Source organism: Streptomyces sp. NPDC025273 (assembly GCF_040638585.1).
Taxonomy (GTDB): domain Bacteria; phylum Actinomycetota; class Actinomycetes; order Streptomycetales; family Streptomycetaceae; genus Streptomyces; species Streptomyces cinereorectus.
This window is the reverse complement of the sequence record NZ_JBEZYP010000012.1, coordinates 160433-174554: the sequence shown is the minus strand read 5'-3', so window position 1 is coordinate 174554 and position 14122 is coordinate 160433. Positions and strand designations below refer to the sequence as shown.

General features: G+C 72.1%; 12 protein-coding genes, 1 pseudogene and 1 riboswitch. Of the genes and pseudogenes, 11 read left to right on the top strand and 2 right to left on the bottom strand.

What is annotated here, in order from left to right:
• Nucleotides 1-67 precede the first annotated feature (67 nt).
• On the bottom strand, nucleotides 68-2254 hold the full coding sequence (locus tag AB0F38_RS20990; protein WP_361895334.1) for an N-6 DNA methylase: 2187 nt from the start codon (nucleotides 2252-2254) through the stop codon (nucleotides 68-70).
• Nucleotides 2255-2430: 176 nt separating this feature from the next.
• Here AB0F38_RS20990 and AB0F38_RS20985 point away from each other — a divergent pair, with 176 nt between their 5' ends.
• The 4 genes and pseudogenes from AB0F38_RS20985 (at nucleotide 2431) to AB0F38_RS20970 (ending at nucleotide 5641) form a co-directional block, all read left to right on the top strand.
• Nucleotides 2431-3657, top strand: coding sequence for a DNA sulfur modification protein DndB (locus tag AB0F38_RS20985; RefSeq protein WP_361895332.1), 1227 nt, complete (start codon nucleotides 2431-2433; stop codon nucleotides 3655-3657).
• A 52-nt stretch (nucleotides 3658-3709) separates the two neighbouring features.
• Nucleotides 3710-4336, top strand: a complete 627-nt coding sequence (locus AB0F38_RS20980) for a hypothetical protein (protein ID WP_361895329.1) — start codon at nucleotides 3710-3712, stop codon at nucleotides 4334-4336.
• 126 nt (nucleotides 4337-4462) lie between these two features.
• Nucleotides 4463-4666, top strand: a pseudogene (locus tag AB0F38_RS20975) (IS701 family transposase); the annotation flags it as partial.
• A 141-nt stretch (nucleotides 4667-4807) separates the two neighbouring features.
• Entirely contained in the window at nucleotides 4808-5641 is an 834-nt protein-coding gene (locus AB0F38_RS20970) for a MerR family transcriptional regulator (RefSeq protein WP_361895326.1), read from the top strand.
• A 400-nt stretch (nucleotides 5642-6041) separates the two neighbouring features.
• Here AB0F38_RS20970 and AB0F38_RS20965 read toward each other — a convergent pair whose 3' ends face one another.
• Complete coding sequence (locus tag AB0F38_RS20965; protein ID WP_361895323.1) at nucleotides 6042-6317, bottom strand: hypothetical protein; 276 nt, start codon at nucleotides 6315-6317, stop codon at nucleotides 6042-6044.
• 315 nt (nucleotides 6318-6632) lie between these two features.
• Here AB0F38_RS20965 and AB0F38_RS20960 point away from each other — a divergent pair, with 315 nt between their 5' ends.
• The 7 genes from AB0F38_RS20960 to AB0F38_RS20930 all read left to right on the top strand — a co-directional run bounded on the left by AB0F38_RS20960 (nucleotide 6633) and on the right by AB0F38_RS20930 (nucleotide 14074).
• Nucleotides 6633-7904 (top strand): cytochrome P450, encoded by a 1272-nt coding sequence (locus AB0F38_RS20960; RefSeq protein WP_361895320.1) that lies wholly within the window; start codon nucleotides 6633-6635, stop codon nucleotides 7902-7904.
• Nucleotides 7901-9124, top strand: a complete 1224-nt coding sequence (locus AB0F38_RS20955; RefSeq protein WP_361895317.1) for a cytochrome P450 — start codon at nucleotides 7901-7903, stop codon at nucleotides 9122-9124. The genes AB0F38_RS20960 and AB0F38_RS20955 overlap by 4 nt, the downstream gene beginning before the upstream one ends.
• Before the next feature lie 75 nt (nucleotides 9125-9199).
• A riboswitch (SAM riboswitch) is annotated at nucleotides 9200-9311 on the top strand.
• 51 nt (nucleotides 9312-9362) lie between these two features.
• On the top strand, nucleotides 9363-9773 hold the full coding sequence (locus tag AB0F38_RS20950) for a hypothetical protein (RefSeq protein ID WP_361895314.1): 411 nt from the start codon (nucleotides 9363-9365) through the stop codon (nucleotides 9771-9773).
• 52 nt (nucleotides 9774-9825) lie between these two features.
• Nucleotides 9826-10620, top strand: coding sequence for a hypothetical protein (locus AB0F38_RS20945; protein ID WP_361895311.1), 795 nt, complete (start codon nucleotides 9826-9828; stop codon nucleotides 10618-10620).
• A gap of 259 nt (nucleotides 10621-10879) precedes the next feature.
• A complete protein-coding gene (locus AB0F38_RS20940) occupies nucleotides 10880-11671 on the top strand; it encodes an ATP-grasp domain-containing protein (protein ID WP_361895308.1) in 792 nt (263 codons plus the stop codon).
• A 122-nt stretch (nucleotides 11672-11793) separates the two neighbouring features.
• On the top strand, nucleotides 11794-12879 hold the full coding sequence (locus AB0F38_RS20935) for a pectinesterase family protein (protein ID WP_361895306.1): 1086 nt from the start codon (nucleotides 11794-11796) through the stop codon (nucleotides 12877-12879).
• 187 nt (nucleotides 12880-13066) lie between these two features.
• On the top strand, nucleotides 13067-14074 hold the full coding sequence (locus AB0F38_RS20930; protein ID WP_361895299.1) for a LacI family DNA-binding transcriptional regulator: 1008 nt from the start codon (nucleotides 13067-13069) through the stop codon (nucleotides 14072-14074).
• The last annotated feature ends 48 nt before the right edge of the window (nucleotides 14075-14122 follow it).

The window sequence follows — 14122 nt, the reverse complement described above, 5'->3', positions numbered from 1 at the left end:
TCTGCCCCCGCCCTACCGGAGCGGGTCCTGACAAGTGTGGTGGTGGCGTGAAGGCCGTGGCGCTGGTTCAGGCCGATCCGGCGGACGCCCCGCCGGTACCGGCCGTCGCCGGGGCCGACGGGATCAGCCCGCCCCCCGTGAGCCCGCCGGCCAGCAGCCGGGCCGTCTCCTCGGCCAGCTCCGTGGCGCGCACGGCCTCGGCTCTCAGCGCGTGGACGCGGCGGAAGGCGTCGCCGTAGCGTCTCTGCTCCTCCAGGGGCAGCAGCGGCACGCGCAGCCGCCCCGGGCTGACGTGCAGGACCGTGCTCCCCGTCGACGCGCCCGCGATGTTCTCCTCCGCGCCCAGGAACCCGGCCAGGAACCACGGGTCCAGGCGCGCCGGATCGGGCCGGAAGAGGTGGACCTGCGGGCCGAGCAGCGACCCGGCATCCGCGTCGTCCGCGACCCGGGCCATGGCGCCGCCCCCGCCCGCGACCGCCCGTACGAGTACGTCGCCCGCCGCGATCACCGGCGCCGCACCCGCCCGCAGGCCGGCCGGGTCGCCGGACGGGGCCGTACCGCGGGCGATGTCCAGGCCGGTGAGAACCGCCGTCGCCGGCCCGCCGTCCGGGGCGCCCTGCGCCTCCCGGCCCTCCGGCGCCGTACGCAGCAAGGTGAGCGCGCCGCCCCGGGCCAGGTCCGACGCCGTCGCCGTGCGCCACTCGCGGGGCACGGCACCGGCCGGACCCCAGCCGGTGTAACCGGCCTCCCTGCCCAGGGACGTGGCGCCGGTGACGAGCCGCCGGCGTACCTCGTCCACCTCCCGGGCCAGCTCCGCCGGGGCGACGTCCGTGCGCGAGGCGCGGACATGGCGGGCGGGGGAGAGGTCCACGACCTCGTCCAGGAGATCGACCACGGGGACGGCGCGGGCGGTGCCCGGCTCGTCGGCGTACGCGTCCGGGTCCTTCGCGAAGGCCGACCACTGGGTGAGCGCCGTCTCCGTGAGCGCCGTCCAGTTCAGCGGGGCGCGGCCGGCGCGGGTGCCGGAGGCCGTGCCGGCCGTGCGCGTGCCCGCACCGGCCGCCGTGTCGCCGCCCGCTGCCGCCGCGTCGGACGTGTCGACGAACAGGACCGACGTGTGCGCGGGGCCGGCCGGTCCGGGACGTCGCAGCACCCAGACCTGCAGGCCCACATGGAACGGCGCCGCCGCCCCCGGAGGCAGCGCCACCACCGCGCGCAGGGCCCCGCTGCGGACCAGCTCCATGCGCACCCGGCGGCCCGACGCCCGGGAGGCGGTGGCCGGGGGGAGGAGCAGGACGGCATGGCCGCCCGGCACCAGATGGGCCAGGGCGTGCTGGACCCAGGCCAGCTCGGACTCGGCGCGCGGCGGGACGCCGTAGGCCCAGCGGGCGTCGTAGGCCAGCTCGTCGTGGCCCCAGTCGCGGTCGCCGTAGGGCGGGTTGCACAGGACGGCGTCGACGGTGACCCCGCCGAACGCGTCCGCGCGGAGACTGTCGCCCGTACGCACCGAGATGTCCGCGCCAGGGGCGGCCAGCAGCAGACCCACGGCGCTGCGCTGCGCCTGCACGGGGACGCTGTCCTGGCCGTACAGCACCGTCGCGCCCCGCCGGGCGGCGGCCGAGAGCAGGGAGCCGCTGCCGCAGGCCGGGTCCATGACCCGCCCGTACGGGCCGGGGACCAGGCGGGCGACGAGGTCGGCCAGGGGGGCGGGCGTGCGGTAGGTGCCGCTCGCGGCGCTGTCCTCCAGCTCCCGCTCCGCCAGCACGGCCAGCGCCGCCTCGCCGCTCGCGTCGTCCTGCACGCAGTGCAGCAGCGCGCGCAGGACGTCGACGTCCCGCGCCGTGAAACGGACTGCCTCCGCGCCGGGGACGAGGTCCGCGAGATCGGCCACCGCCCCGTCGGCGCGGGCGAGGAGCCCGGCGTCCGAGAGGCCGGCCAGCGCGGTGCGCTCCTCGGGAGTGCGGCAGGCCGCGGCCAGCACCAGGGGCAGCAGGGTGCCGGTCACGCCGGCGCCCCCGGGGTGCAGCCGCAGCGTGGTGCGCAGCTCCTCCGCGGGGTCGGCGGTCGAGGCGTGGCCCCGGGAGCCGAGCCACTTCCGCACGTCCATCAGGTCGTACAGAGGACTGGAGTCGGTGCCCCCGGAGGGTGCCGGGAAGTCGTCGTGCCGGCGGCGCCAGTTGCTGACGGTGGCGCGCGTGACTCCGGCGATGCGTGAGATCTCGGCGGCGGTCACCTGGGCGGGTGGCTGGGGCATGGCGGGAGTCCTGGGCCTCTCGGTAGCGAACAGCTCACAACCTACACCACTCGTCAAACGCGTCAAGCTGTTTGACAATGCTTTCACGGCTCTGCTTCGCTGGTGTTGCTTCCAAGCGGAGGTGCTCGGCCCGAGGGGGGTCCGGGCCACCCGTCGATCCCGTGGGGGGAATCGCCATGCGCATCACCATGTCGACAGCCGTCGTCGAAGGAACCCAGCTCACCGTCATGCCCTTCCGTGCGGACGCCGTGATCGGCACCATGTCCGTCCCGACACTCGTCCAGCTCGTCCCCTCGCCCCGCCGCGAGGAGGACACCAGGGCGCTCAGGGCCGCCTCCGGCGCCGTACGCCGTCACGCCGAACTGCGCTCCCTGGTGCAGCGGGCGCTGAAGTCCACGCAGAAGGGGAAGAACGTCGGCTCGTACGCCGAGTACATCGCCGACGGCGTCAAAGGGGAGCTGGGCGCCGGCTGGTCCACCCCGCCGGTCACCTTCTGGCACGCCGGACCGCTCGCCGCGCTCAGCGACGAACTGCTGCCCGGCACCGGACTGCGGACGCTGACCATCACGCCCGGCACCTCGGTCGTCGCCATCGACGGCGAGACCCAGACGACCGCCTGGCACGAGCTGTACGACGACCCGGAGCGCTTCGGGCTCACCTACGCCGAACTCGGCACCGTCCGCGTGCCGTTCGAGCTCTACGTGGACCTGAGCGTGGCCGACGCGCGGCAGATCTTCTACGACCGCAACGTCCAGGGCGTCGCCGTCGCGAAGAACCTGGCCATGTCCATGGACCAGCGGGACTTCGCCACCCGCCTCGCCCACCGCGTCGCCGACGCGGTCAAGGTCAACGTGGACGACAGGCTCGTACCGTTCACGAAGCTCGTCAACGCCAGCAAGCGCCAGGTCGGCAAGGCCGACCCCGAGGTCATCACCCTCTCCGCCCTGCGGGCCCTCGTCATCACGGCGGTCTACGGGCGGAACGGACTGTCCCGGTCCGCGGAGACCGTGCAGGAGGACGAGCTGCCCACCGGGACCGACGCCGGCCAGGTCGAGGCATGCGTCGTGCCGCTGCTGGCCCGTCTCATCGCCGACCACAGCGCCCACTTCGTCTCGCGCGGCGCCCTCACCGCACCGGCCGTGCTGGCCGGCCTCGGCATCGCCGTCCACCACACGACGCCCTGGGCCGACCCGGCGAACGCACTGAGCAGCGACGCACTCCAGCGGCTCCTCGCCGGTATCCGGTGGGAGCGCGAGGCGCGCTACTGGGACGGCGTGGCCGCGAAGGCCGGCGCGACCGGGCGGCTCAACTTCAGCGGCGGGGTGAAGGACTCCGGCGGCCGGGTCGCCGACGCCATCCTCTACCCGGGCACCGAGGCGGGACGGCGCATCCGGGGCCAGTGACCGCCCTTCCAGCCGCCCCTACCCACGATCACGACGACCAGGAGCCCACACGATGCATCCCGCCGGCCCGCAGCAGCCCGACCCTCCCCGCCCCACCGCCACCCCGTCCTTCGGTACGTATCCGACCCGGCCCGCCCCGTCGCCCCACGGTGCCTTCCCGGGCGGGCCCTCGGCCCCGCCCGCGCCGCCCTTGGAGCCGTCGCGCGGCAGGGGATGCCTCACCCACGGAGCGGTCGGTCTCCTCGCCCTGTTCCTCGGCGTCGGGATCGGCGTCTCGGACGAGGAGGCGCAGGCCGGCAACTCCGCCGGCCCTTCGCCGGAGGTCACCGTGACCAAGACCGTCACCAAGGAGGTCGACGTACCGGGGCCGAAGGTGACCGTGACGAGGACCGCGACGGTGACCGCCCCGCCCCCCAAGCCGCCGAAGCCCAAGGGACCGCCCACCACCGTCGAAGGGAACGGCGAGTACCTGGTGGGGGAGGACATGAGGGCGGGTACCTACCGGACCGCAGGCCCCGCAGGCGGTTTCGGCTGCTACTGGGAGCGGGCGAGCAACGCCAGCGGCGAGTTCGACGCGATCATCGCCAACGGCAACCTGGACGGCAGCGGCCGGGTTACCGTCAACAAGGGCGAGGTCTTCAAGTCCACCCGATGCCAGGAGTGGACGAGGACGAGGTGACAGGAGCCGGCGGAGGAGCCGGAGGCGCCGCGACCCGGACGCCGACACTTCTCTCTGCCGGTAACTGATGAGGTATCCCGTCGAAGGCGGTTATGCCCCGGCCAAACCTCGATCTCGCATGACGGCCAGCTGGCCCGCGTGATGATCGAGCGGTTCCTGGACGCCGGGCACCGCATCGGCTGGGTGACCGGCGACGAGGTCTACGGCGGCAACCCGAAACTGAGGGTGGCCCTGGGAAAACGCGGTCCGGGCCATGTGCTCGCGGTGGCCTCCTCGGCCGAAGTGGCCACCGGCGCGGGCACGTTGCGCGCCGATGCGCCGGCCAGGAGGAGCCGGGGGCGTCGTTGTGCTGGATGGCTTCCGGCGGTGGACGGGCCCGCTGTTGGTGGCGTCTGAGTGGTGTGTCCTTGCACATGCCGTAGCGGCATGTGATGTCGTCGAGACACCACAGCACGAAAGGCTCCCTCCGCGATGCACCCCTCCTTCACACCTCCCTGCCAGGTCAAGATCGGTGATGCGGCCGCGTTCGCCGGGACCACCTCGCGCGCGATTCGCCATTACCACGAGATCGGTCTGCTGCCGGAGCCCGAGCGAGGCGGGGACGGCCGCCGCCGTTACGGCTACGACGACATGATCCGCTTGCTGTGGATCCGCAAGATGGCAGACGCCGGCATCAGCCTGGACGACATGCGGGCCGCCTTTGACGAAGCCCGGGACATCGAGGAGAACCTGGGCCGGCTGGAGGAAGCCCTGGCCGCCAAGGAGGCCCACATCAAACGCCAGCGCGCCGTTGTCCAGCGCCTGCGGGCCGTGGGCAGCCCGCTCGGGCTACTCTCCGAACTGGTGACGGACCGGCTCGGCCACCTACCCCCGGGCGTACTGCGCCCCTCCGACCTGGACACCCTGCTGGTCACGGAACGGGTCTTCGGCCCGCTGGGCGCCGCAGTCCAGGCAAGCGTGTTCATCGTGCTGGCCACCCACACCGACCTCAGGGCCGAGGACGACCGTCTCGACGCCGCCCTCGACGACGGCGTTGATCCCCATGACCCCCGCGTCGAAGAACTCGCCGCACAGCGATATGCCCACCACAAAGCCCTGGAGAAGGCCATCGAGGCGGCCGGACTGGACACGGACGAGGAGAAGCTCTTCGAGACCTACGACGCCGACCCGAAGGGCGAGGAGCCCGCACGGATGAGCGCCTGCGAAGCGGTCACCAAGATGCCCTACGACTTCTCCCCCGCCCGGATCCGCTGCATGGAACTCGCGGCAGAACTCCTCGGCCAGGACCACTCCGCAGACAGCTGATCTCCTACCCCACACCAACATGGCCCGGCAGCCGGTCGCGTTCACACACATGACCGGCCGCATCGGGCACCCGCCCCGAGCCGAAACGGAGAGTTACATTCCCACTGGCCCTACGTGGGGAATCCGACTGGCCGCCGACACCCAGACATGAAGATCACGATCTACAGCTGGAGTACCAAGGGCTGTCCCGCGACTCCTGGCGGGCCCACGACGACAGTTACGGCACCTCGCCACGTTGTCGGAACGCCCGAATACGTCCTGTATGCGGGCGTCCCTCCGCCTTGCGATGCACCGCATCTGACGCCGCGCGCTGATTGACCAGAAATTGCGGGACAGCCCTTGACCCGACATGCGGCCCACGCGGCGCTGCGAAGGTCCCCCGGACGGTCCTGCCTGCCGTCTACGGTCCGATGCTGAGCCGGGTGAGCTTCTTCGCCGTGCTGCAGTGCTCGGTCCGCCCGTGCCTCCACAACTGCACCGCGGTCAGCGTGAGGAGCGCAGCGAACACCACGAGGAAGACGCCCGCGATCACGGTCTGTCGGCCGCCTGCAGCGGAGTCTTCGTAGGACAGCAGGCCGAGGACGGACAGCAGCATCCCCGCCACGTACACCGAGCGGACGCGCCGCAGCTGCCGCACCGCACGAGGAGCAAGAGCAACACGTTTCACGAGAGCCATGCCTACCTCCGTACCCCCTCCGTGCGCGATGAGACGTCGACTCACCGGACAACCGCATCGCGGGGAACGCTTCCGGTCCAGGAGGACGGCCGCTGCTCCCTCGTGGCCGACGGGCCCGGAAGCACGGCCATGGCTCGAATCCGATCCTGCTGTGCCGGGCACGGGGTTCCCGTGAGCCACGCCACACGCATGTGATCGTGAACAGTCGGAATATGGGCGCGACAGTCACCCAATGTTTCACCCAACCTCCTTATAGTGGTCGCGCGTTGATCGTATGGCCGCAACGCGCGAAGCCGTCTCCCAGGAGTCCGTACGATGACGAGCCCTTCCTTATCCGCCGTGCCCGCGTCCGGCGGCGGCTGCCCCGCGCACGCCGCCACTGCGCCCGTGCCGCTCAGCGGACCGGAGTTCCACACCCACCCGCAGGCGCTGTACCGGACGATGCGCCACGCGTACGGGTCCGTGGTCCCCGCCGAGCTCCCCGGCGGCTTTCCGGCCTGGCTGGTCGTCGGCTACCGCGAGCTGCACCAGGTCACCAGCGACGGTGAGCTGTTCCCGCGGGACGTCGGGCTGTGGAACCAGTGGGAGCACATCCCCGAGGACTGGCCGCTGCTCCCCATGGTGGGGCAGCCCATGCCGTCCATCTACTTCACCGCCGGCGCCGAGCACCGGCGGCACTCCGAGATGGTGGTGCCCGCGCTGGAGGGCGTGGACCCGTTCGAGATCCGGGACCACTGCGAGCAGCTCGCCGACCGGCTCGTCGACGGCATGTGCAGCCGGGGCACGGCCGATCTCGTCGCCGACTTCGCCGAGCCGCTGCCCGTGCTCGTCCTCGCCCGGCTCGTCGGCTTCCCCGACGCGGAGGGGGCGGACATCGCCCGGGTCCTGAAGGACCTGGCCGACGGGGGCCCCGGGGCGCAGGAGGCGCACGGGCGGTTCGGCGAGCACATGCGGCGGCTGGTGGCGGCCAAGCGGGCCGAGCCCGGGGACGATGTCACCTCGCGGATGCTCGCCGACCCCGAGCCCTTCACGGACGAGGAGTACGCGCTCGACCTGATGGCGATCACGGCGGCCGGCCACCTCACCACCGCCGACTGGATCAGCAACTCCCTGCGCCTGATGCTCACCGAGGACCAGTTCGCCGACTCGCTCGCCGGCGGCCGGCGCAGCGTCGGCGACGCGATGAACGAGGTCCTCTGGGAGGAGAGCCCCACCCAGATCCTCGCCGGCCGCTGGGCGGCCCGCGACACGCAGCTCGGCGGGCGGATGATCAAGGCGGGGGACATGCTCCTGCTGGGCCTGGGCGCCGCCAACACCGACCCCCTGATACGCCAGGACCTGGGGCACGGCAGCAACGGGGCGCACCTGGCGTTCAGCCACGGCGAGTACCGCTGCCCCTTCCCCGCACAGGAGATCGCCGAGACCATCGCCCGTACCGCGATCGAGGTCATCCTCGACCGGCTGCCCGACCTCCAGCTCGCCGTCCCGCCCCAGGACCTCGTGCGGCGGCCCTCCGCCTTCCTGCGCGGGATGAACGCGCTCCCCGTCCGGTTCGCACCCGTACGTACGACAGGAGACCCGCTGTGAAGTGCCCGCACGCGACCGTGGTCGTCGACCCCCTGGTCCGGGATCTCGACGGTGAGACCGAACAGCTGAGCAACGGCGCCCCGCTCGCCCGCATCGAGCTCCTCGGGGTGCCCGCCTGGACCGTCACCCGGCACGCGGAGGCACGTCAACTCCTGGTCGACACCCGGCTGGTGAAGGACCTGGACGCCTGGGGGCTCTGGCAGAGCGGCGAGGTCACGCACGCCTGGCCGCTGATCGGCATGATCGACGCCGGGCGCTCCATGTTCACCGTGGACGGTGAGGAGCACCGCAGGCTGCGGACGAAGACCTCCCAGGCGCTCACCCCGCGCCGGCTGGAGGCGATCCGCCCGGCCATCGAGCAGTTCACCGAGGAACTGCTGGACGCACTCGCCGAGCAGGGCAAGGACGGCGTCGTCGACCTCAAGACGGTGTTCGCCCAGCCGCTGCCGATGCGGGTGGTCGGTCTGCTGATGGGCGTGGACGAGGCGCTGCACCCGATGCTGATGGAGCGGTACAAGGCGTTCTTCTCCATGCTCACCCCGCAGGAGGAGCGCATGGCGATCATCGCGGAGCTGGACGTCTTCTACGCGGAGCTCGTACGGGACAGGAAGGCGCGCCCCGCGGACGATCTCACCAGTGCGCTGATCCTCGCGGAGGAGGGCGGCGAACCGCTCACCGAGGAGGAGGTCGTAGGCAACCTCAAGGCCATGGTCGCGGCCGGGCACGAGACCACGATCGGGCTCGTCCTCAACGCCGTACGGGCGCTGCTCGCCCACCCCGGCCAGCTGAGGAAGGTGCTGGACGGGGAGATCCCGTGGGAGACGGTGATCGAGGAGACCCTGCGCTGGGACACCCCCAGCACCCATCTGCTGATGCGGTTCGCCACGGAGGACATCCAGGTCGGGGACCAGGTGATCGCCAAGGGGGAGGGGCTGGTCATCTCGTACCGGGCCATCGGACGCGACGCCGCGCAGCACGGGGCGGACGCCGACGTCTTCGACATCACCCGCCCCGCGCCGATCCGGCACATGACGTTCGGTCACGGCCCGCACATCTGCCCCGGTGCCGCCCTGTCCCGGGTGGAGGCGGGCATCGCGCTGCCCGCCCTGTTCGGCCGCTTCCCGGACCTGAAGCTCGCGATACCCGACGACGAGATCCGCAAGCTGCCGGTGATGACGCAGAACGACATGGAGGCGTTCCCCGTTCTCCTGCACGGGTGAGGCGTCATGTGCGGTGCGTCAGAGGGGTGTTGCGCACGCGCTGACGCATCCTGCGCTGCTGTTACGCTTCCGGTGGGTCATGAGTTCCAGTGGAAAGCCCCGGCTCGCTGGACGGCACCCCGCTTCCGCTGCGGGTGCTCCGGGTGACGACCCGCCCCGCGCGGCACCGTGCGGGGAACAGCGGACCACCGGGGACGGGCCCCCGGGGTCCATGACCCCGGAAGGCGGGCGACGGCCCATGCTCCCCCACCTCGTTCACCAGGACGGCTGCACGCGGTACGCCCCCGGCCACCACGTGCACTGGATCCACGCCAAGAAGTGCGTGCAGGAGCCCGGCCAGGCCGTCGAGCTGCTGCTGACCTCCAGCGACGTGCGTGACGACGGCTGGTTCGCCCTGCGCGCCGCCTTCGACCACGCGGGCGGTCTGCCCGAGGTCTGGACGCACGCCCCCGCCGGTCTGCGGGAGTTGCTCGCGGGCCACCGGGGCCGGGTCTACTGGCTGCCGCGCTGGCACGCGCTGCGGTTCGTGGGCCTCGACGGTGAGGCGACCGGCCTGGTGAACGTCGGCACCGAGGGCGGTGCACTGTGCGGGACGGCGGGACCCGGCCCACAGCGCACGAGCCGCGGACACTTCACCTACGGGCCGTAGCTGGAGGGACCGCGTGATCACGGCCCGAACACGCTCGAGGAAACGGAACCTGATGGCACATCACATGCGACGGCGATGGCTTCCGGCCGCCGCTCTCCTGCCGGTCCTCGGTCTGGCCCCGGCCTGCTCCGACGCCCAGAGGCCGGCCGGGGCAGGCAGCGACGCCGGGCGGGTCCCGGCGGCGTCGGAGGCGAAGGACCGCTCCACGCCGCTCACCGCCGACACGCTCAAGGCCGCGCTGCTCACCGAAGGCGAGGCCGCAGCCGCAGGCTTCACCCTCACCGGTGGCGATGCGCGCACCGGCGCCGCCACGGGCGACGTCGGCGAGGAGACGGCCGAGCCGGACGGCTGTGTGGCTCTGCGGAAGGTGCGCAGCCAAAACGTGCCCGGCCGCGGGGAATCAGCTGCCGCATGGTCGACGATGTACGTGGGCGACAGTGCCATGGCCCCCCGGGACACCGTTCTCACCAGCTACCCGCCGCAGACGGCCCGCTCCCGTCTCGCCGCACTGCGCCGCGCCGTGGACACATGCGACAGCTTCTCGGTACGGAATGCCCATGGTGCCGCCTCCCTCACGACCGAGACGCTTCCGGTACCGGATCTCGGCGAGGAGGCCGTGCGGTACCGCGTGCTGGGCCGTACGGAAACGACGTCCGGACACAAGGGGTACAACTACTCCCTGGTGACCGTCGTACGTGTGGGTGGGGTCATCGCGACCGTGGAGACCTCCGAGGTCCTCGGGCCGCTCCCTCCCGCCCAACTGGCGAAGTTCGCGCCGGAGCCGGGGCCGGACGAACCGATGATCGCGGCTCTCGTCGGGAAGGTGGCCAAGTCCGCCGGCGTGTGATCGGCGCTGCCGGTGCCCGTCCCCGTCGGCGGTGTTTCGGGCCGGTGGCCGTCCTCTGCGGAAACTGACCACCCGTCGTGTGGGGCAACATCGCCGTACCACGGTGTGCTGTCGTGGCGCGAGGCGAGTTGACGGAGCCGACGCGGGAGCGGACCGCTCCGGGTGTTGCCGCGTGTCGGCGGCCGTGGGCGGCGGTGGCGGGACCGCGGGCCCGGCAGCCTGACCCCCGGAAGGTCCCGGGCGCCTAAGCTGCTGTCGCATGGTCCCTCTCCTGGCGCTCGCCCCGCACCGTTCCGCCACGGCCGGCCTCCTGGCCGGGGCGGCCCGCGACCGCGGCATGGAGGTCGTGATCCTGCCCCGCGCCGGGGTGCCGGACCGGCTGCGGGGGAGGAGCGGCGCGCACTACTACGGCGGCCCGCACTTCGCCTCGGGCGTGGCAGGCCCCTTGGGAGTGACACTGCTGGAGCCGGACGAGGGCTGGCTGGACGCACTGCCGTACCCGTTCACCGGGCGCGGGATCACGCGCGTCCGACTGTCGGCGGCCCGCCGGGAGAAGGGCCCCGTCTTCGTGAAGCCGCCCACCGACAAGAGCTTTCCGGCCGCGGTGTACGAGGACGGCAGTGCGCTCCAGGTGCCTTCGCACGGGAGCGACCCACTGGTGCAGGTCAGTGAAGTGGTCACCTGGGCAGCGGAGTTCAGGCTGTTCCTGCTCGACGGAGAGATACGCGCCGGCTCCCGGTACGCCACCTTCGGCCGGCTGGACGCCGCGCCGCTGAAGGGGCACCCGGACGAGGCCGGAATCCGGGACTTCGCGCGACGGCTGGCCGAGGCGTGCGGGGCCACCCTGCCCAGCGCGGTGGTGGTCGACGTCGGGCGGATGTGGGGGACGGGCGGCCGGGACACCGAGCGGTGGGCGGTGGTCGAGGCCAACATGGCCTGGTTCAGCAACGTGTACGCGGCCGATCCGGCGGGGGCGCTCGACGTGGTGCTGCGGGCCGCGGGGCCCCGTGGACAGGTCCGGGCGCGGGACGCGCGGTTCCACAGATCATGAGACGGTGCGCCTGGCCCGCATTCCCGTACCGCCACGAGTCCCGGGCGCGTGGCAACCTTTCGCGCCGCCGCGGCGACTACTGCCAGGAACCCCCACCTCTTCCCGACGGAACGGACCAGGTCATGGCAGCGAATCGACGACGTACCGCGGCCCACCCCGGACAGCGCCGCGCGCTGACGGCGGGAGCGGCGGCGCTCCTGGCCGTCGTGTCGGTGCAGGCATACGGGTCGGCGTCCGGCGCCGCGGCGGCGAGCACGCTCACCGTCGCCAAGGACGGCAGCGGGCAGTACACCACCGTGCAGGCCGCGGTGAACGCGATCCCGGTCGGCAACACCGCACGCGTCATCGTGTCCATCAAGCCCGGCACCTACCGCGAGACCGTGAAGATCCCCGCCACCAAACAGAACGTCACCCTCCAGGGCAGCGGATCGAGCCGTAAGGACACCGTCATCGTCTACGACAACGCCTCCGGCACCCGGAAACCCGACGGGTCGGGCACCTACGGCACGAGCGGCAGTGCCACCGTCGCGGCCGAGGCGAACGGCTTCCAGGCCCGTAACCTGACGATCTCCAACGACTTCGACGAGGCCGCCCACCAGGACATGAGCGCACGCCAGGCCGTCGCCCTGCGCACCGCCGCGGACAAGGTGTTCCTCGACTCCGTCATCGTCACCGGCGACCAGGACACCCTGCTCCTCGACACCGCCTCCAAGGCGACGCTCGGCCGTGTCTACATGACCAACTCCTATGTCATCGGCAACGTCGACTTCATCTTCGGCCGGGCCAGCGCGGTGATCGACTCCTGCGTGATCACGCTGAAGAAGCGGTGGGACGGCAGCTCCGCGGGCTACATCGCCGCACCCAGCACCGCCGCGGACCGCAAGGGCTTCCTGATCAACAACTCGACCGTCAACGGCGACGTCTCCGCGGCGAGCTTCTACCTCGGGCGGCCGTGGCACGCGGGCGGTGACGCCTCGCTCGACCCGATGGCCACCTTCCGCGACACCACGCTCAGTGCCGCGGTCAAATCCGCCCCGTGGACCGACATGAGCGGTTTCTCCTGGAAGGACGACCGCTTCGCCGAGTACAGGAACGCCGGGCCCGGAGCGGGTTCCGCGAGCAGCGACCGGCCGCACCTCTCGGATTCCCAGGCCACGGCTCAGGAGACCGCGGACTGGCTCGCCGGCTGGACACCGTCGGCGTCCTGAGACACGGTGTGGAGGAGCGGATCCCAGGCGATCGAAGCGCTTCGACTCCACTGCTGGACAGTCCCCGCGAGCGAGTCTAGGCTCGGCGGTGTCTGTGCATGTCAGAGTGTAAGGAGAGGAGTAGGGAGTGCTGTCGAAGCGCTTCACCGACTCTCCTTCACCGTCCTCATCTGCAAGGGAGAGCTGAATGGTCACGCTTGCCGAGGTCGCCCAGCACGCCGGAGTCTCCGCGAGCACGGTGAGCTATGTCCTCAGCGGGAAGCGGTCGATCTCCGCCTCCACCCGGGAACGGGTGGAGCTCAGCATCCAGCAGCTCGGCTACCACCCCAACGCGGGGGCCCGCGCCCTCGCCAGCAGCCGGACCAACATCATCGCGCTCATGGTGCCGCTGCGCACCGACATGTACGTGCCGGTGATGATGGAGATCGCCATCGCGGTCGCCACCACCGCCCGCACGCACGGCTACGACGTCCTGCTCCTCACCGGTGAGGAAGGCCCCGCGGCGGTCCGGCGGATCGCCGGGAGCTCGCTCGCGGACGCGATGATCCTGATGGACGTCGAGCTGCACGACGAGCGGCTCCCCCTGCTCCGGGAGTCCGGCCGGACCGCCGTCCTCATCGGACTGCCGGCCGACACCGCCGGACTGACCTGTGTGGACCTCGACTTCGAGGCCACCGGCGCGCTCTGCGTGGAGCACCTCGCGGGCCTCGGACACCGCGAGATCGCCGTGATCGGCGAAGCCGCCGCCGTCTACGAGCGCCACACCGGCTTCGCCGAACGGACCGTGGACGGCATACGGGCCAAGGCGCAGGAGACGGGCGTACGGGTCCTGCACCGGCCCTGCGAGGGAGGGTACGCGGCGATGGCCTCCACCCTGGCCAGGGTCTACGACGAACGGCCCGGCACGACCGGTTTCATCGTGCAGAACGAGGCCGCCGTCGAGCCGCTGCTCAACCTGCTCCAGCAACAGGGGCGTGCCGTGCCGGAGGACGTCTCCGTCGTCGCGATCTGCCCCGAACAGGTGGCCACGCAGGCCTCGGTGCGGCTCACCTCCGTCGCCATCCCGGCGCAGGAGATGGGGCGCGGGGCGGTGGAGCAGGTGGTGGCCAAGCTCGCGGGCCGCGGCACGGACGAGGTCGAGCTGCTGGCACCGGAGCTGACCGTACGGGCGAGCACGGGACCGGCTCCGGCCTGAACCCCGAGCCGCACCCTCGGACCCGGACGAGCCGGTCCCCCCGCGGGG